The organism is Paraburkholderia sediminicola (assembly GCF_046026675.1).
Taxonomy (GTDB): domain Bacteria; phylum Pseudomonadota; class Gammaproteobacteria; order Burkholderiales; family Burkholderiaceae; genus Paraburkholderia; species Paraburkholderia sediminicola_F.
In genome coordinates this window covers 1,677,851-1,695,618 of record NZ_JAQQEY010000002.1, presented here as the reverse complement: position 1 = coordinate 1,695,618, position 17,768 = coordinate 1,677,851, and the positions used below count along the sequence as shown (strand labels likewise).

General features: G+C 61.1%; 15 protein-coding genes. 8 read left to right on the top strand and 7 right to left on the bottom strand.

Annotated features, from left to right (window positions below):
- Positions 1–11 precede the first annotated feature (11 nt).
- The 6 genes from PQQ86_RS27265 to PQQ86_RS27240 all read left to right on the top strand — a co-directional run bounded on the left by PQQ86_RS27265 (position 12) and on the right by PQQ86_RS27240 (position 7,337).
- Positions 12–1,175, top strand: coding sequence for an ABC transporter ATP-binding protein (locus tag PQQ86_RS27265; RefSeq protein ID WP_408274007.1), 1,164 nt, complete (start codon positions 12–14; stop codon positions 1,173–1,175).
- Positions 1,172–2,143 carry an ABC transporter permease subunit gene (locus tag PQQ86_RS27260; RefSeq protein WP_408274004.1) on the top strand — a complete coding sequence of 324 codons (972 nt, stop codon included), beginning with the start codon at positions 1,172–1,174 and terminating at the stop codon, positions 2,141–2,143. Before PQQ86_RS27265 ends, PQQ86_RS27260 begins: the two co-directional genes overlap by 4 nt.
- Positions 2,140–3,051 carry an ABC transporter permease subunit gene (locus PQQ86_RS27255; RefSeq protein ID WP_097396186.1) on the top strand — a complete coding sequence of 304 codons (912 nt, stop codon included), beginning with the start codon at positions 2,140–2,142 and terminating at the stop codon, positions 3,049–3,051. The genes PQQ86_RS27260 and PQQ86_RS27255 overlap by 4 nt, the downstream gene beginning before the upstream one ends.
- 38 nt (positions 3,052–3,089) lie before the next feature.
- Positions 3,090–4,649 (top strand): DUF3138 family protein, encoded by a 1,560-nt coding sequence (locus PQQ86_RS27250; RefSeq protein ID WP_408274002.1) that lies wholly within the window; start codon positions 3,090–3,092, stop codon positions 4,647–4,649.
- Between the two features lie 73 nt (positions 4,650–4,722).
- Complete coding sequence (locus tag PQQ86_RS27245) at positions 4,723–6,015, top strand: NAD(P)/FAD-dependent oxidoreductase (RefSeq protein WP_408274001.1); 1,293 nt, start codon at positions 4,723–4,725, stop codon at positions 6,013–6,015.
- Positions 6,015–7,337 carry an NAD(P)/FAD-dependent oxidoreductase gene (locus tag PQQ86_RS27240; protein WP_408273999.1) on the top strand — a complete coding sequence of 441 codons (1,323 nt, stop codon included), beginning with the start codon at positions 6,015–6,017 and terminating at the stop codon, positions 7,335–7,337. The genes PQQ86_RS27245 and PQQ86_RS27240 overlap by 1 nt, the downstream gene beginning before the upstream one ends.
- 37 nt (positions 7,338–7,374) lie before the next feature.
- Here the strand turns inward: PQQ86_RS27240 and PQQ86_RS27235 are convergent, their stop codons facing one another.
- The 5 genes from PQQ86_RS27235 to gabT all read right to left on the bottom strand — a co-directional run bounded on the left by PQQ86_RS27235 (position 7,375) and on the right by gabT (position 13,159).
- Entirely contained in the window at positions 7,375–8,364 is a 990-nt protein-coding gene (locus tag PQQ86_RS27235) for a CobW family GTP-binding protein (RefSeq protein ID WP_408273997.1), read from the bottom strand.
- A gap of 5 nt (positions 8,365–8,369) precedes the next feature.
- Positions 8,370–9,983 (bottom strand): amidohydrolase family protein, encoded by a 1,614-nt coding sequence (locus PQQ86_RS27230; protein ID WP_408273995.1) that lies wholly within the window; start codon positions 9,981–9,983, stop codon positions 8,370–8,372.
- Between the two features lie 75 nt (positions 9,984–10,058).
- Positions 10,059–10,397, bottom strand: coding sequence for a tRNA-binding protein (locus PQQ86_RS27225; protein WP_408273992.1), 339 nt, complete (start codon positions 10,395–10,397; stop codon positions 10,059–10,061).
- Positions 10,397–11,854, bottom strand: coding sequence for an aldehyde dehydrogenase family protein (locus PQQ86_RS27220; RefSeq protein WP_408273989.1), 1,458 nt, complete (start codon positions 11,852–11,854; stop codon positions 10,397–10,399). Before PQQ86_RS27220 ends, PQQ86_RS27225 begins: the two co-directional genes overlap by 1 nt.
- Positions 11,855–11,857: 3 nt before the next feature.
- Positions 11,858–13,159, bottom strand: coding sequence for a 4-aminobutyrate--2-oxoglutarate transaminase (gene gabT / locus PQQ86_RS27215; RefSeq protein WP_408273986.1), 1,302 nt, complete (start codon positions 13,157–13,159; stop codon positions 11,858–11,860).
- A gap of 263 nt (positions 13,160–13,422) precedes the next feature.
- On the opposite strand from gabT, the gene PQQ86_RS27210 reads away from it, so the two are divergent.
- Positions 13,423–14,712, top strand: a complete 1,290-nt coding sequence (locus tag PQQ86_RS27210) for an MFS transporter (RefSeq protein WP_408269710.1) — start codon at positions 13,423–13,425, stop codon at positions 14,710–14,712.
- Between the two features lie 49 nt (positions 14,713–14,761).
- Complete coding sequence (locus PQQ86_RS27205; protein WP_408273982.1) at positions 14,762–16,333, top strand: PucR family transcriptional regulator; 1,572 nt, start codon at positions 14,762–14,764, stop codon at positions 16,331–16,333.
- A 97-nt stretch (positions 16,334–16,430) separates the two neighbouring features.
- On the opposite strand, the gene PQQ86_RS27200 is transcribed toward PQQ86_RS27205, so the two are convergent.
- On the bottom strand, positions 16,431–16,925 hold the full coding sequence (locus PQQ86_RS27200) for an Lrp/AsnC family transcriptional regulator (protein ID WP_408269716.1): 495 nt from the start codon (positions 16,923–16,925) through the stop codon (positions 16,431–16,433).
- A gap of 41 nt (positions 16,926–16,966) precedes the next feature.
- Positions 16,967–17,692, bottom strand: coding sequence for a haloacid dehalogenase type II (locus tag PQQ86_RS27195; protein WP_408273979.1), 726 nt, complete (start codon positions 17,690–17,692; stop codon positions 16,967–16,969).
- Positions 17,693–17,768: the final 76 nt, after the last annotated feature.

The window sequence follows — 17,768 nt, the reverse complement described above, 5'->3', positions numbered from 1 at the left end:
ATGGTTACATCATGAACTCGACGACACAAACAAGCGTAGCCGGCGCCACCCAGATGGCCCGCCCCGCACCGACGACAAAATCGAAATCGGACGAATTCGTTCGCATCGAAAATGTCGTGAAGAAATTCGGCGACAGTATTGCTGTCGACAACGTCAATCTGAGCATTGCGAAGAACGAATTGTTCGCGCTGCTCGGCAGCTCCGGCTGCGGCAAGTCCACGCTCCTGCGCATGCTCGCAGGACTCGAGTCGGTCACGTCCGGCCGCATTTTCGTCGACGGCGAAGACCTCGCCGCGATGCCGCCGTACAAGCGGCCGGTCAACATGATGTTCCAGTCGTATGCGCTGTTCCCGCACATGAGCGTCGAAGCGAATATCGCCTTCGGCCTCAAGCAGGAGGGCACGCCGAAGAACGAGATCAAGGAGCGTGTTGCCGATGCACTGCATCTCGTGCAGATGAGCAAATACGCGCAACGCAAGCCGCACCAGTTGTCCGGCGGACAGCAGCAGCGTGTGGCGCTGGCCCGCTCGCTCGTCAAGCGCCCCAAGCTGCTCCTGCTCGACGAACCGATGTCGGCGCTCGACAAGAAGATCCGTCAGAAGACCCAGCTCGAACTGGTGAACATCATCGAGAAGGTCGACGTGACCTGCGTGATGGTGACGCACGATCAGGAAGAAGCCATGACGATGGCCGGGCGCCTCGCCGTGATGAGCGAAGGCCGCATCGTGCAGATCGGCTCGCCCAGCCAGGTGTACGAGTTTCCGAATAGCCGCTTCTCGGCCGAGTTCATCGGTTCGACCAACCTGTTCGAAGGCACCGTGGTCGCGGATGAGCCGGACCATATCTTCGTGGAAAGCGAAGACCTCGAATCGCGCATCTACGTGAGCCACGGCATTACCGGCCCGCTCGGCATGCCGGTGGGCATCTCGGTGCGTCCGGAACGCGTGAAGGTCTCGCTCGACAAGCCATCGACGCCGCACAACTGGGCGCGCGGCGTGGTCTCCGATGTCGCCTACATGGGCAGCTATTCGCTCTATCACGTGCGCCTGCCGAGCGGCAAGACGGTGGTATCGAACCTCTCCAGCTCGCACCTGATGAGCGAAGGTGCGCCGTCCTATAACGACGACGTGTTCGTCTACTGGTCGCCGGCTAGCGGCGTGGTGCTGACGCAATGAGCAATCCCACTACCTCCCCCGCGGCGCTCGGCGCGCCGTCCGGCAGCCGTTTGCTCGGCTCGCTGAAAAACCGCCTTGCGATGATGGTGCCGTCGGGCCGCACGACCGTGATCGGCGTGCCGTTCCTGTGGCTCTTCCTGTTCTTCGCGTTGCCGTTCGTGCTGGTGCTGAAGATCAGCTTCGCCGATCTGCGCCTGGGCATTCCGCCGTACACGGATCTCGTGACGGTCAAGGACGGCATGGTGCACTTCGCGATGCAGCTCGGCCATTACGCCTTCCTGCTGCAGGACGATCTGTATGTCGCCACGTACATCAGCTCGCTGAAAATGGCCGGAATCTCGACCTTCTTCTGCCTGTTGATCGGCTACCCGATTGCGTACTACATCGCCCGCTCGGAACCGACCAAGCGCAACCTGCTGATGATGGGCGTGATGCTGCCCTTCTGGACGTCGTTCCTGATCCGCGTCTACGCATGGATCGGCATCCTGAAAGACGACGGCCTGCTCAATCACACGCTGATGGCCATCGGCATGATTCATTCGCCGTTGCGCCTCTACCACACGGATATTGGCGTCTATATCGGCATGGTTTATTCGTATCTGCCGTTCATGGTGATGCCGCTGTATGCCCACCTGGTGAAGATGGATCTGACGCTGCTCGAAGCGGCCTACGACCTCGGTTGCAAGCCGTGGACCGCGTTCACGCGTATCACCTTGCCGCTGTCGAAGAACGGCATTATCGCCGGCAGTCTGCTGGTGTTCATTCCGGCGGTCGGCGAGTACGTGATTCCTGAACTGCTCGGCGGCGCCGATACGCTGATGATCGGCCGCGTGATGTGGGATGAATTCTTCAACGATATGGACTGGCCGATGGCATCCGCTGTCACCGTTGCCATGGTTCTACTGCTGCTCGTGCCGATGGCCGTGTTCCAGTACTACCAGGTCAAGGAACTGGAGGGCGCGAAATGATCAAGCCAAATAGAACGCTTTCCAATAGCGTGCTGACGTTCGGATTTCTTTTTCTGTATATCCCGATCATCAGTCTGGTGGTGTATTCGTTCAACGAGTCGAAGCTCGTCACGGTCTGGTCCGGCTTTTCGCTCAAATGGTATGGCGCATTGCTGCAAGACGGCGAACTGCTCAGTGCAGCGTGGTTGTCGCTGAAAATCGGTCTGCTGACCGCGTGTGCATCGGTGGTGATCGGTACGTGGGCAGGCTTCGTGCTGGCCCGCTTCGGACGCTTTCGCGGCTTCACGCTGTTCGCCGGCATGATCAACGCGCCGCTCGTGATTCCTGAGGTGATTCAGGGCATCTCGTTGCTGCTGCTGTTCGTTGCACTTGAACAGATGCTCGGCTGGCCGAAGGGCCGTGGCCTCTTCACGATCTGGATCGGCCACGTGATGCTGTGCGTTTCGTACGTGGCGATCATCGTGCAATCGCGGGTGAAGGAGCTCAACAAGTCGCTCGAAGAAGCCGCACTCGACCTCGGCGCGACACCCTTCAAGGTGTTCTTCCTGATCACGCTGCCGCTGATTTCGCAGGCTCTGATGTCCGGCTGGCTGCTGTCGTTCACGCTGTCTTTCGACGATCTCGTACTTTCCGCGTTCCTGTCCGGCCCCGGTTCGACCACGCTGCCGCTCGTCGTGTTCTCGCGTGTTCGTCTTGGCCTGAATCCGGAAATGAACGCGCTCGCCACGATCTTCATCACCACGGTGACGATCGGCGTGATCGCCGTGAACCGCTGGATGCAGGTGCGTGAGCGCAAGCGCAACCGCGACATGCAGATGGCTTTCGCACTCGCCGAAGCTGCCGACCCGTTACCGTCAGCACCACAACAAGCCGCCGTACGGAAGTCGCTCGATACGGCACGCGCATAAGAAGTCCTTTTGCAATACGACCAATAAGGAGAATTTGCATGAGAAAGAAGCTCATCTGTCTGTTGGTGGCGGGGAGTTTGCCAGGCTTTGCCATGGCAGACGCCACCAGCGACCAGATCAAGGCGCTACAGGCCCAACTCAACGCACTGCAAAAGGAGGTGAAGCAGTTGCGTTCCGAGGTAGCGTCCAAACCGAAGGCGGCGGCAGCAACCACCGCGGCACCGGCTCCGGCTGTGGTGGCGGCGCCGGTCGACATTTCCTCGCCGGACTACGGCAAGACGCAGGCGACGCTGACCAACGATCAGGTCGATACGATGAAGCAGCAGATCGCCAATCAGCAGTTGAAGGTCGACTCGCTGGTGGACGCTGCTAACACGGGGCCGATCGCCGGCTTGTCGGTGACGGGCTATATCGATCCGACCTACATGTATAACCGGGCGCAGAGCAGCTCGTCGTTCCTGTTCGCAAACCATGAAAGTAGCTACAACTACTTCAACAGCACGTTCGGCGATCTGTACTTAGACATCAAGAAGACCTTCGGTGTCGGCCCGATGGCGCCGTCGGCCGAAATCACCTTGATGCCCAATCGCGGTAACGGTATTACGCTGCTGCAGAATGAGCATGGCGATATCGGCAACAACATCCTGAACACGGCGGTCATCAACGTCCCGCTCACCGCGGAAACGACCCTCGTGGCCGGTTTGATTCCGAGCTTCGGCGGCTATGAAGTGCAGCAGTCGAACCAGATGCTGACGCTCACGCACAACCTGCTGTATGACTTCTCCGATCCGGGCAGCTACATCGGGATCGGCGCGAACTACACGAAGGGTGACTGGGCGTGGAAGTTCTTCCTCGGCAACGAGCAGTACCGTACGTACGGCGCGACGACGCAGATCGGCACCAACGCGCTGGGCGATCCGATCACGACCAGCAACAAGATTCCGACCTTCACGGGACGGGTCGACTACACGTGGTCGAGCGCACTGGATGTGGGTGGCTCGTTCAACATCGGCCGTCAGACCTTGCCTAGCGCGATCGATGCCAACGGTGCAGTCAGCTACGGTGTAGGCGGCCAGTCGCCGAGCGCGGGCGGTACGTTCTTCTTCACGGAAGCCGACCTGACCTACACGCTGGCGGACGTGCAGTACAACGCCGAACTCGACTACGGTCAGCAGCAGAACGCCGCGTACAACGGTGGCCAGGCGCAGTGGTATGGTCTCTCGCTGCTCGCGCACCGCAAGTTCAGCATGCCGGTGGTCGGCCGTGTGGGCGTGACGGCACGCTATGACCTGCTGGTCGACAGTAAGAACGGCGGCGGCGGCGGTGGCATCGCTCTGAATTCGAACGGCATGGATACGTCGAACGGCTTCGGTATCGGTGCGGACTGCATCGCGAACTCGTCTAACCATGGCTTCGAGTGCAAGGGCGCCACCCGTCAGGACGTCGCGCTCGATCTGCTGTTCTACCCGACCCAGCAGATCACGGTCAAGGTGGAATACCGCCACGACTGGGCGAACAAACAGGTGTTCCTGAAGAACGACGGCTCGTACGGCAAGTCCAACGACCTGCTCGCGACGCAGTTCATCTACTCGTTCTAAAACGACCCGCCTCGTCGCGTGGCCCGGCTTTACCGCGGGCCACGCGCCAAGGCCTCTTCTGCATTCCCTGCCTATGCTCCGATTCTCAAACCAGCCTCACGTCACCTCGTATTACGCCGCAACCGCTAACGACACCACCCGCCATCCCCCGCTCGAAGAAACGCTTAACGTCGACGTCTGCGTGATCGGCGCCGGACTCACCGGCATCTCGACCGCGTTGAATCTCGCCGAACGCGGTCACTCGGTCGCGGTGCTCGAAGCATCGAAAGTCGGATGGGCCGCGAGCGGCCGCAATGGTGGCCAGTTGATCGGCGGCTTTGCCTGCGATATCGATACATTCGCGAAATTCATGCCCGCGGATGACGTGAAGCGTGTTTGGGACATGGGGATCGAAACCCTGGATATCGTCAAGGAACGCGTCGCGAAGCATCAGATCGACTGCGACCTGACCATCGGTTATCTGACCGCGGCGAACAAGCCGCGCGATACGGATGCACTACAAAAATGGCGCGACGAAGCGCAACGTCGCTTCGGCTATGACCGTTTTAGTTATGTCGACGCCGATGGCGTCGGCAACTATGTTCAATCGCAGCGCTACGTCGGCGGATTGTTCGATGCGGACAGCGGCCATCTGCATCCGTTGAATTACACGCTCGGTCTGGCGCGCGCGGCACGCGAGGCCGGCGTACAGATTTTCGAAGACAGTTGCGTCACCGCGTTGCGCCAGGAAAACGGCCGGCATGTGGCCGAAACCGCGCGCGGCAAGGTCAATGCGCAATTTGTCGTGCTCGCCTGCAACACCTATCTCGGTCAACTCGCGCCGGATCTCGCCAGCAAGATCATGCCGGTGGGCACCTACGTGATCGCCACCGAACCGCTCGATCCCGATCGCGCCGAAGCGCTGATGCCAGCGAAAGCGGCCGTGTGCGACAGCCGCTTCGTGCTGGATTATTTCCGCCCTGCCCCCGACAATCGCCTGCTGTGGGGCGGCAAAGTCAGCTATTCGACGTTCGCGCCGCGCAACCTCGGTGAAGCAATGCGCCGCGATATGCTGAAGACTTTCCCGCAACTCGACGATGTCAAAATCGACTATGCGTGGGGCGGTTTCGTCGACATTACGATGAATCGCGCGCCGCATTTCGGCCGTCTATCGCCTACCGTGTATTTCGCACAGGGTTTTTCCGGCCACGGCGTGAACACCACCGGGCTCGCGGGCAAGCTGATTGCCGAAGCGATCGACGGTCAGGCGTCGCGCTTCGATCTGTTCGGCAAGATTCGTCACCGCGACTTCCCCGGCGGCGCTACACTGCGCACCCCTGCCCTCGTGCTAGCGATGGCCTGGTATCGAATGAAGGACCTGCTCTGATGAATGCCCCGACTCCTGGCTTCAACACCCTCGACCACCGCGCCGATGCGCTGATCGCCAACTCCTACTATGAGGCGAGCGCCACGCGTCCGCCGGCCGACGATCCGATGCTCGACGGCACGCTGGAGGCCGACGTCTGCGTGATCGGCGCGGGCTTCTCCGGTTTGTCAGTGGCGTTGGAATGCCGGGCGCGCGGATTGTCGGTGGTTGTGCTCGATGCGCATCGTCCCGGTTGGGGCGCGTCGGGCCGCAACGGCGGCCAGACGCTGGTGGGTTTCGCGAAAGACGAGATCATTGAACGGCAACTCGGGCTCGACGGCGCACGCGCCGCGTGGGCGATGTCGGTGGAAGGCGTGGCTCTGGTGCGCGAGCGCATCGAACGCTACGGCATCGATTGCGATTTCACCTCCGGCTATCTGACGGTGGCCACCAAACCAAAGCGTGTGCCGGATTTGCGTTCGTGGATGGAATCGGCGTCGCAACGCTGGGGCTATACAAAGCTCTCGTGGCTCGATACCGATGAAGTGCGCTCACGCGTCGCTTCGCGACGTTATCTGGCCGGCGTCTACGATCCGTTTTCCGGTCATCTGCATCCGCTCAAATACTGCCTCGGTCTCGCCGATGCAGCACGTCGTGAAGGTGCACAACTGTTTGCGCATTCGCCGGTGATCGAAGTCGTGCGTGGTGCACGGCCTGTCGTGCGGACCGCCAATGGCGAGGTACGCTGCCGCTTCGTCGCGGCATGCGGCAATGCCACGATCGGCGACGTGTTACCGGCGCCGGTGGCCGCACGCATTGCGCCGATTGCCTCTTACATTGTCGCCACTGAACCGCTCGGTCAGGCACGCGCGGACGCGTTGATCAAAGGACGTGAGGCGATTTGCGACAACAACTTCTTCCTCGACTACTTCCGTCTTTCGGCTGATCATCGCGTGCTGTTCGGTGGACGCGCGAGTTCGACCGGCGCGTCGCCCGTGCAACTTGGCGAGGAAATCCGCAAGCGCATGATCGACGTGTTCCCGCAGCTAGGCGATGTACGAATCGACTATGCGTGGGGCGGTTTTGTCGACGTAACGCGCAATCGTGCGCCCGATTTCGGTTCGATCGATCCGAACTACTTCTACGTGCAGGGGTTTTCAGGTCACGGCGTGGCGTTGACCGGCATTGCCGGGCGCGTGATTGCTAAAGCGATGGCTGGTGAGACCGCGGCCTTCGATCTGTTCGCGCAACTGCGACATGCACGCTTTCCTGGTGGGCCGGCATTGCGTGGACCGGCGCTGGAACTCGGGATGATGTATCACCGGATTCTGGAGTTGTTTTAGGCGGATTTTCAGGCGCCGGTTGTTGTCCTCTCGCGGTCTAGCTGCGTAGAGTACTCCACGCCACTTCAAACGTCGATTCGATATCCTGGATCTCTTCGAGTGCGAAATCGCGAACAATGAAGATCGCCGTCATCTCTGATGCGCTGCCCGGCGCCAGCCTGCGCGGCGCCGCGAACGTCGTGCCAACGCTCTGCAACAGAACTCGATCGGAAGACGACGCTCCCGCGACGATCGCCTTCATCCTCAACAGGCGCTCCCCTGTCGCGCCGGCAATGTTCTCGAGCCAGTCGAGCACATCCTGCCAGTCAGCCTGGGAAACGAACCGCGCTCGAAACACCTGCACGCGAGGGTGGATTAACGCTCGTGGTCTCAACACTCGCTCGTCGACGAGGGGTGAGCCAGCGGCGAACACATCCCCGAAATCGCGAAACGCCTCTCTCGCGCGCGCCGAAAGCGAAAATTCGTCAATCACACGAGCGAGCGGATTCAGCGTTCGCGCGGTGTCTCCGGCAAGTGTCCGGAGGGCCGGAGTGACAATATCTGTCTTGGTCAGTACGATCGTATGAGCGGCAACAAGCTGCGCCACCGCATCATCAAAATCACCATATTCGGCAGGTGGACGACTGCAGTCGTAAGTGACGACGACATGAACGCGAAGCTTCAATTCCGCTAGCTGATTTAACGCGAGCATCACTTGCCCAGGCTTCGATAATCCACTGCATTCGAGCACTATTCGTTCAAACGGTGGCAGTAACGACTGCTCACGTGTGGCGGCCAGATCGCTAATCGTCGTCACCAGGTCGTCGGTCAACGAGCAGCATACGCACCCGTTGCTCAGTGTCGCCAACGTGGCGCCATGCGCGGATTCCGACAATACGGCCCCGTCAATGTTGACCGCGCCGACCTCGTTGACAATCACCGCCGTCGCCGCGTCAACGCTCGCGCCGTTCAGAAAGGCCTCAATGAGCGACGTCTTCCCGCTCCCAAGCAGGCCCGCGAGAATCACCAGTTGCGTCGACACACCCATCCCTTTCACTCCGCCCTGCTGTCGAATGGCCCCTCGCGATTCGGCCAGGTTGCCGCAACCATCGCCCGGACATCCGCCAGCAATTCCGCAACGCCGAATACCATGCCGCCTTTGATCGTGAACCGCAACGCGCGCTGCTGCTCAAGAGCGCCACGCTCGTCGTTCAACCGCAGTGCACCCGTACCGTACAGCAACTTGAAATCGGACAATGGGTTCTGGTCGTGCACAAGCAGGTCAGCACGACTACCGACTTCGAGCGTGCCGGTATCATGGTCGATGCCAAGCAATTCCGCGCCATGCAGCGTCGCCGCACGTAACACTTCCAGCGGCGAGAAGCCCGCCTCCTGCAGGAGTTCGAGCTCGCGCACGAAGCCGAAACCGTAGATCTGGAACATGAAACCCGAGTCGCTTCCAACACACACGCGACCACCTCGATTCTTGTAGTCGTTGAGGAATGTCATCCAGATGCGGAAGCTTTCGCGCCATTCAACCTCGTTCTTTACCGACCAGCGATAGAAATAGGCGCCGTGACCGCCACGCTGCGGCTGGAAGTACTTCCACGTCGTGCTATCCGTGTAGGCTTCGTGCCATTCCGCACGGCGCGCGCGCATGAGATCGCGATTGCTGTCATAGACGTTCATCGTCGGCACGAACGTATGGCCGGCCTCGAGAAATGCGGCGAGCGCGTCGTCCCACTTGCGGCTACCAGGACGCGCGGCCTGCAGGAACGTCTGCCCAGCCGTCGCGAAACGCAAGTATTCGTCGTTGTAGTTGTAGTTGTCGTCGATGTCCTGCAACGTACGGCCGTCGAACAACGCTTCGGGCAATCCATACGCGTGCTCAGTGCTCGTCAGCCCCCACTGAGCTGTCCTCAGCGCGTTCATCCGCCCCACGGACAGTTGCGCATGGTGACAGCATGTCCGCAAGTCGAGTTTTGCGCATTCGTCGAGCGCCGCCTGCATGATCGCCGGTGGGGCACCGAAGAACTTCACACCTTCCGCACCTTTGTCCCGTGCCTGCCTGAGCCATTCACGGCCCTCGTCGGGGCTGTAGATCGTCTTCAGGTAGTCGTTGACCGCCGGAAAATAGACATAAGGATGCAGATGCGGCGCCGCAATCCGGTTCGCTTCCGACGCGTCTTTCTGCTCACGCGTCCACGCAAGTCCGTTCATGCAGCCAGCCTCGCGAACGGAGGTAACGCCGTGTGCGAGCCAGAGTTTGTAGACATAGTCCGCAGGCATCATCTCGCCGCTTTCCGCATGGAACGGCGTGCCGATGTGCGCATGGCTGTCAATGAAACCGGGGGTAAGGAACTTGCCGGCGCAGTCGATTTCGCGGTCCCCCCCGGCTGGCCGGCGCGTATCGTTGATCGGCAAACCCGGCACGCCGACCGCGGCGATCGTGACGATCCGGTCGCCCTCGATAACAATGTCGGCCGGTCCCCACGGCGGCGCCCCCGTTCCGTCGATGACCATCGCGCCGCGCAGCACGAGCCGTCCGAACGGCCCGTCGCCGCGATCCCTCGTAGTCGACGGCCGGAGTTGCCCCAGCCCCTTGCGGCCGAAGCCCGCGACCATCTCCTCGCCTACCTCGACCGCGGCCTTTGAGGGTTTCGTCATGCCACCTCCAGGTATCTCGTCATGTACCGTGCCGCACGTGTGACACCAATTCAGATAACGCGGCGTGTGCCGACATCAGAAAACTTTTGTGCCAGGTGCGACGTCACGCTCGGTCGTCAGATACACGACGGCACCTTCGGACCGATCGACGCCGAGCATCAACACCTCAGACTTGAAGCCGGCGATCCGGCGCGTGCCGAGATTGACCGCGCAGACGACCGACCTCCCGACGAGCTGCTCCGGCTGGTACAAGACCGTATATTGCGCACTCGTCGTGCGCTCGCCCAGTTCGCCGAAATCAATCCAGAGCTTGTACGCCGGCTTTTTCGCTTCGTGGTTGGGTTCCACACGCGCTACCTTGCCGACGCGCAGCTCGACCTGATTGAACGCTTCATACGCAGTGACTTCATTCATCATCTCTCTCGATTGGTTTCCATTGCACACACACTCGATGCAATCATCGTAGACCTCACGTAGCGCGCGACCTCGCCGGTTTCAGACCAGACGACGCTGGTACCGGCTCGGTCGGCATGAGCTTCTCCGGCATCATTAATCCATACGTCGTCGTATCCAAGTTCGGTTGCCAGGCGGCGTGCGGCCACATGGTCCCCGGACCAGATCCATGCCGCCCTACCCCTTCCGGTCGACGTCGCCATCTCAGCCATCTCTTCTGTCTCGGCAAACTGCAGTACCGGCAGCAGCGGCCCGGCGTGTGCGTCCTCGACGATTCGCATGCCGGGCCGCACGTGATCAATCACTGTCGGCGCAAAATACAGACCGCCCAGGCGCCTGCCCCCAATCACGACCCGCGCGCCGTCGCATACCGCGTCCTCAATCTGTTCGTCGATGATGTTCAAAGTCAGGCTGTCGACCAGTGGCCCAACCTGGGTCCGCGCATCAAGCGAATCACCGCAGCGCAATTCGGCCGTACGCGCGACCACCGCGCGAACCAGATGCTCCGCAACACGCTCGTCGACATAGAGCCGGTTCGCGCTCGTACAATCCTGTCCCGCATTACGCAGAAACGTGACGGCGACGAGCGCATCCGCCGCGCGTTCGAGATCGGCATCCGCCAGCACGACGAACGGCATCTGGCCGTCTACTTGAAGCAACACGTCCTTGCATGCGTCAGCGCATTTGCGCGCCAGGTGCTGGCCAACGTCCCGGCCTCCAATGAACGAAACCATGCCGATGCGTGCGTCGGCCATGAACACATCAGCAGCGGTAACGGGGTCGTCTGTCGTCAACACTTGCAGCGTGCCAGTCGGGCCGCCGGCGGCATCCCACAGGCTCGCTACTGTCAACGCGCTCAGCGGCGCGCGGGACGACGGCTTCAGAATCACGGGGCAACCTGCGGCGAGCTCAGGCGCGACCCGGCGCACCGTCGTCAGCACTGGTTGGCACCAGTTGGTGATCGCGGCGACCGGGCCAATAGGCCGCAACCGGTGCTCGAGCCTCCGCTCGCCAAGATGTTCCGTGACAGGCGCCACCTCCGTCAGCCGGCTCTGCTCGGCGTAACACTCGATCGCGCGGATCGCGTCGCTGACCTCTCGCCGCGCCTCGCCGATCGGCTTGCCGGTCTCGAGTGTCAACGTCGTTGCGACGCGACCGGCGTCGTCGACGAGCCGTGCCGCCCATTTCAGCAGTAGCGCGCTACGAACCCCGGAAGTGGTTTCACGCCATGGACTCGCGGCGCAACACGCCGCCTCGATCGCCAGTAGCGCATGCTGTCGCCCGCATGCTGACACCTGTGCGATGACGAGTCCTGTAGCCGGGTTGACGACTGGAAATGTCGCCGGAATGCGATCGAGCACACCCGCTAGACGCGCATGCCATTGCGGAACGACCTCGTGGGCGTGCGTCGCGTGCATCGTTCAGGCCGCGCGCTTCGCGGCAGTGACTGCGCGCCCGAACATAGCCAGCGCGTCTGTCACATCCTGCGCCGACGTCGTGAGCGGCGCGAGGAAACGGACAACGTTGCGTTCGACGCCGCACTTGATCAGCAGCAACCCTTCGTCGCGCGCTGCATCGAGCACGCGCTGCACGAGTGCAGCCGCAGGAGCTTTCGTACCTCTATCCGTCACGAACTCGACTGCCACCATCGAACCCGTCTGGCGAACTTCGCCCATCTCGTCGTGCGCCTCGGCGAGTACAAGGAGTCCTTCGCGGAGCTGCGCGCCGATCTCGCGGCTACGTTCGATGACGTTCTCACGCTCGAATAGGTCGAGCACCGCGTTCGCCGCCGCGCAAGCGAGCGGATTGCCGCCATACGTACCGCCGAGCCCACCCGGCAGTGGGGCGTCGACCATATCCGCCCGGCCAACGACGCCTGAAAGCGGCAGTCCACCGGCGAGGCTCTTTGCGACCGTCACAAGGTCGGGCTGGATGCCGGAATGTTGGAAACCGAACATCTGTCCGGTACGGCCGAAGCCCGTCTGGATCTCGTCCGCGATCAGTACGATTCCGTAACGCTGAGTAAGCGCGCGCAACGCCTGCATGAATTCCGGCGGCGCCGCGAGAAAACCACCGTCACCCTGCACCGGTTCGAGGATGACCGCCGCGACGCGCTCTGCGGCAATCTGCGTCGTGAAGATCTGCTCGAGCGCGGCAAGCGCGTCGTCCGACGACACGCCGTGGTACGCGTTCGGATACGGAGCGTGGTAGACATCCGGCGCGAACGGCCCGAAGTTCTGCTTGTACGGGGCACTCATTCCGGTCAGCGTCATCCCCATCAGCGTACGGCCATGGAAGCCCCCGCGGAACGCGATGATGCCAGGCCGATTCGTGTAAGCGCGGGCGATCTTGATCGCATTCTCGACAGCCTCAGCGCCCGTCGTGAAGAATGCCGACTTGTAACCCTGCCTGGGTGCGACAAGTTCAGACAGTCGCGCAGCAAGACGAACGTACGGCTCGTAAGCAACCACTTGAAAGCACACGTGGGAGAACGACTCCAGTTGTTGCTGGACGGCTGCGACGACCGCCGGGTGGTTGTGCCCGACGTTCAGGACACCAATGCCCCCGACGAAATCCAGATACTTCCGGCCGTCCTCGTCCCACAAGTACGAGCCGGTCGCACGCTGCGCAAAAATGGGATGCGCGGTCGCCACGCCGCGTGCCACATACGTTTGCCGCATTGCGGCCAGCTGGCTGGTCGTATTCAGTTCTCTACTGCTCATGAGGTTCACCTCCATAGAATGTCCCCATGGTAGGAAACCAGAACGGCCGAGAATACCTACTTAAAATAGGAAAATCTGCGTATTCCTTCCCCTCTTTCAAAGATTCTCCTATCTTTTATACGAAAATAGACCTCATTTTTCCTCTCTCTGGTGGGTAGTTATGCGATTTGTGGCTAAGTCCAATGGCTGTGAACGGGCGCGCTACGCTGCCCCGTGCCCCGGCTCGACGCCGTCGCAGATATTACGAATCAGGAGTGGTGGAAATGAATACCGTGCAACTGTCCGCAGGCTACGAAGAGGACCGCACTGCGCGACGACGCGCTATCGTCGCGACCGTGCTCGGCAACGGATTCGAATGGTTCGACTTCATGGTCTATGGCTTCTTCGCCATCATTATCGCGAAGCTGTTCTTTCCAACGGGCAACGAGCTAACGTCGTTGATGCTGTCGGTTGCAACGTTCGGCGTCGGGTTTCTCGTGCGGCCGTTTGGCGGCATCCTGATCGGGATCTACGCGGATCGCGCCGGCCGAAAGGCCGCGCTTTCGCTGACAATTTTGCTGATGTGCGCCGGTACCGCGTTGATTGGCCTTGCGCCGACATATTCGCAAATCGGCATTGCGGCCCCCTGTCTCATCGTGCTGGCGCGGCTGCTGCAGGGCTTCTCCGCGGGCGGCGAAATGGGTACGGCAACGGCCTTCCTCACCGAGCACGCACCGCCCGGCAAGAAAGCGTACTACTCGAGCTGGATCCAGACGAGCATCGGCTTCGCGGTGCTGCTCGGCGCGTGCTTTGGCACCGGTATTACGCTTGGCCTGTCGGCGGCCGACGTCGAGAACTGGGGCTGGCGTATTCCCTTCCTCTGCGGCCTGCTGATTGGGCCGATCGGTTTTTTCATCCGGCGCAACCTCGAAGAAACACCGGTGTTCCTGCAAACGACAGACAAGTCGAAGACACCGCTCGCGGATGTGCTGCGCGACTATCCGCGGCAAGCATTCGCGAGTTTCGCGATGGTCGTATTGTGGACTGTATGCATCTACGTGATTCTGTTCTACATGCCGACTTTCTCGGTCAGGGTGCTGAAGCTGCCGGCGTCCGCGTCATTCATCGCTGCAATGGTCGGCGGCGGCGTAATCACCGTGTGTTCGCCCATCACCGGCTGGTGGTCGGATCGAATCGGGCGGAAATGGCTGCTCGGGGGTGCGTCGGCCGCGATGCTCATCCTCGCATGGCCGCTGTTCGCGATGATTGTGTCGGCGCCGTCGCTTGCCACGCTGTGCGTATTCCAGGCAGTGTTCGGCGTGCTGATTGCCGTCTATACCGGCCCGATTCTCGCCGCGCTTTCCGAAACGTTCCCGGCCAAGGTGCTGTCGACCGGGCTGTCGGTCGCGTACAACCTCGCCGTGATGACGTTCGGCGGCTTCGCGTCGCTGATCCTGACCTGGCTGATCAGCAGGACCGGCACCGCGATGGCACCCGCGTTCTACGTGATGTTCGCGGCCGCATTCAGCTTGCTCGGCGTGCTGTTCGGTTACCGTCAGCCGCGTGGCACCTGATTTTGCTCGACTTCGCGGCGCCCCGCCGCGTCGTTCCTGGGGAGCCGCGATGAAACTCGAGACCGCAATTCGCGAAACCGTGCTGCGCGACGCCCAGGTCGTAGCCGGCGGCAAGAATCTTCAGCGCGAGATCACCTGGGTGCACATGGTCGATCACCCGGACATCGCGAACTGGGTGAAATCAGGCGAGCTTCTACTATCGACGGGCTATAACTGGCCCGGGGACGAGACCGCTTCGCGCCAACTCGTCCGGGATCTGAGCGCGATCGGACTCGCGGGGGTCGTACTCGCAGTGCCGAATTTCCGCGAGCATTTCCCAACCGAGGCGCTCGAAGAAGCAAATCGCGTCGGGTTACCTCTGCTGGAGTTGCCATGGGAGGTGCAGTTTAGCGATGTCACGCATGAGATCCTCGCGAAGATCATCAACTTCCAGGGTGAGATCATAGAGCGCTCAGAGCAGTTGCACCGTGCGCTCACGAATGCAGCAGTGTCCGCGACGAGCCTGTCTGATATTGCGCGCGCATTGAGCAGCCTGCTCGGGCGAGCGGTGACTTTCACCGATCCTGCCGGTCATGTGCTCGGCAGCTCCATGAGCGACGTCGACGCGCTGGCGGCCCTGGAGCCGCAGTTCCTCGACGCAACGCGTGTGGACCTCCCTTCACATTACCGTGGGCCCGCGAATCGCCCGACAAAGGTTGCATTCGCGACGGCGGGCGGCGACGCACAACGGCTCTGCCACCCGGTGCGTCTGCAGGACACGATGGTCGCGCTCATTTGGCTCGATCTCGCCGATGGCGCGACCGATGAGCTGGACGCACGCGCTATTGAGCACGCGAGTGTAGTGGCGGCGCTTCACATGATGCACCAGCGAGAACTCGCACAGCAGGAAGACCGGCTCGGCTACGCGCTCGTCGCGAGCCTGCTCGACGGAGAATTCACCACGTCGGCGAGCGCCCTCGAGCGGGCTCGCGTATTCGGCTGGAGCGAAGCCGCCCCGTATCGAATTGGACTCGTGCTGATTGACGAGCCAATCCCTTTGACGACCGAAGGACTCGAACGCCGCGAACACTGGGTCAATGCACTAAAGCGTCAGTTGCGTGCGAAGGGAATGCCGGAATTGCTCGGAATCTGGCTGAACCAGATCCGGTTTATCTTGCCAGCAGACGCATCGGTGACGGCACTTTGGGAAACCGTAACCGACCGGCGCGCAGCGATGGCGGTGAGTCGCGTACACAGCGGCGTGAAAGGCATGGCGGTCGGCGCGAAGGACGTCGAGGCGCTAGTTCCGACGCTGCGGGCCGGCCGGCTGCATCACTTCGACGAGATCCTCTTCCCGCGCGCACTGATGGGCGAAGCCGATGCGCGCGACATGCTAGTCGAGCGGCTCGTGCTGCCACTGGCGGAAAAGCGGCGCGGCGAACCGCTACTCGATACGCTCGGCACGCTTGCCGACGAGGGCTTCCAACTTGCGAACACAGCAAAGGCACTCAGCATCCACATCAGCACGCTGCGCTATCGTGTCGAGCGAATCGAGAGCACGCTCGGCGTATCGCTTGAGGATCCTCGCATTCGTTTTCAGTTGCAGTTCGCCATCGAGCTGTATCGGCTTCGCGAGGAATAGACGCTGATTTCATACGTTGCGCAGGAAGATTTCAGGGCAACATCACGCTTTAATACGGGCGATCGGCCCGTCTTTCCACCACGATCATTGCGTAGCTTCAGTCGTCATCTGTCAGCAACTTGTCGAGAGGCACTCCGTGCTTGACGAACGGCGAACGGATCACGATGTAACTGAAATACTTCTCGATGCCGAGATTGCGGTCGAGCAGGCGTTCAATCACTTCCTGGTAGTGACCGATGTCCTTGACGACAAACTTGAGCAGGTAGTCGTACCCGCCGCTCACCAGGTGACATTCGGTAATCTCGTCGAAATCGCGCACGTTCGCCTCGAAACGGACAAAGTCCTCGCGCCGATGGTCATGCAGCATGATTTCCGTGAACACTGACACGATGCTGGTCACTTTCGCGACGTTCACGTGCGCACCGTATCCAGAAATTACACCGGCCGATTCAAGACGCTTGACGCGCTGCAGGCATGGGCTCGCAGAAAGGCCGACGGCGGCCGCGAGATTCGCGTTCGTGATGTTGCCGTTCCTCTGCAATTCGGCGAGGATCTTGATGTCGATCCGGTCGAGTTTTGGTCGGTTGCTCATATCGTTCTGTTCTCGAATCGGCTGGCGAACCGGCTTTCCCGCTAAACGCGGGAAAGCTCCTCGTGATGCGCCTTGACGAACTGCGCCATGCTGGTGAACCTGAAATCGACAGACGGCTCCGCGAATGTGCGCATCGTCGCGCCGAGCCCGCGCTGCTCGAAGCGCCGATGAATCCAGCATGAACGAATGTCCAACCGGTTGGCTGGCTCATGATCGTGGTACATGCTGTCCGCGACGTGCAGGATTTCGTCCTTACGCACGCCGAGTGTCGACAGCACGTCGAGCATATATTCAAAATTACGGCTCGACGGCTTGTAGCTTCCCACATCCTCAGCCGTGACAATGACGTCAAAGGGCACATGCAGCCTGGCGCGGCTGTATGTGAAATTCTCGTTGTCCACGTTCGATATGATGACCAGCTTGAAGTACTTCTTCAAATACTGCAGCGTACTTGCTGAATCCGGAAACGCAGGCCAATTCCGCACCGAACGACCATAGGCCTCCGCCTGCTCGCGCGTGTAGCTGACACCCCACTCCTCCGCGAGCCGCTTGTAGACCACCTCGAGCAGCCGGTTGTACGGCATGTCGGGCGTCGCGCTCTGCTGATATGACTCGTGGCGGGCGTGCGCTTCCAGCACCTGGTCGCGCGTCGATGGCTGGTCAAGCGATGAGACCAATGCTGACAGGCCCGCGACGATGCCCGACTCCCAGTCGATCAGGGTGCCATAGCAGTCGAATGTCAGGGCCTTAAAATCCGTCAGCCGCATGAAGGGCTCCTTAACTGGGGTGTTCCGGTTTGCGCGGAACTCGCCGCGCCGGCACCGGCGCGGCAAATCAAACCGG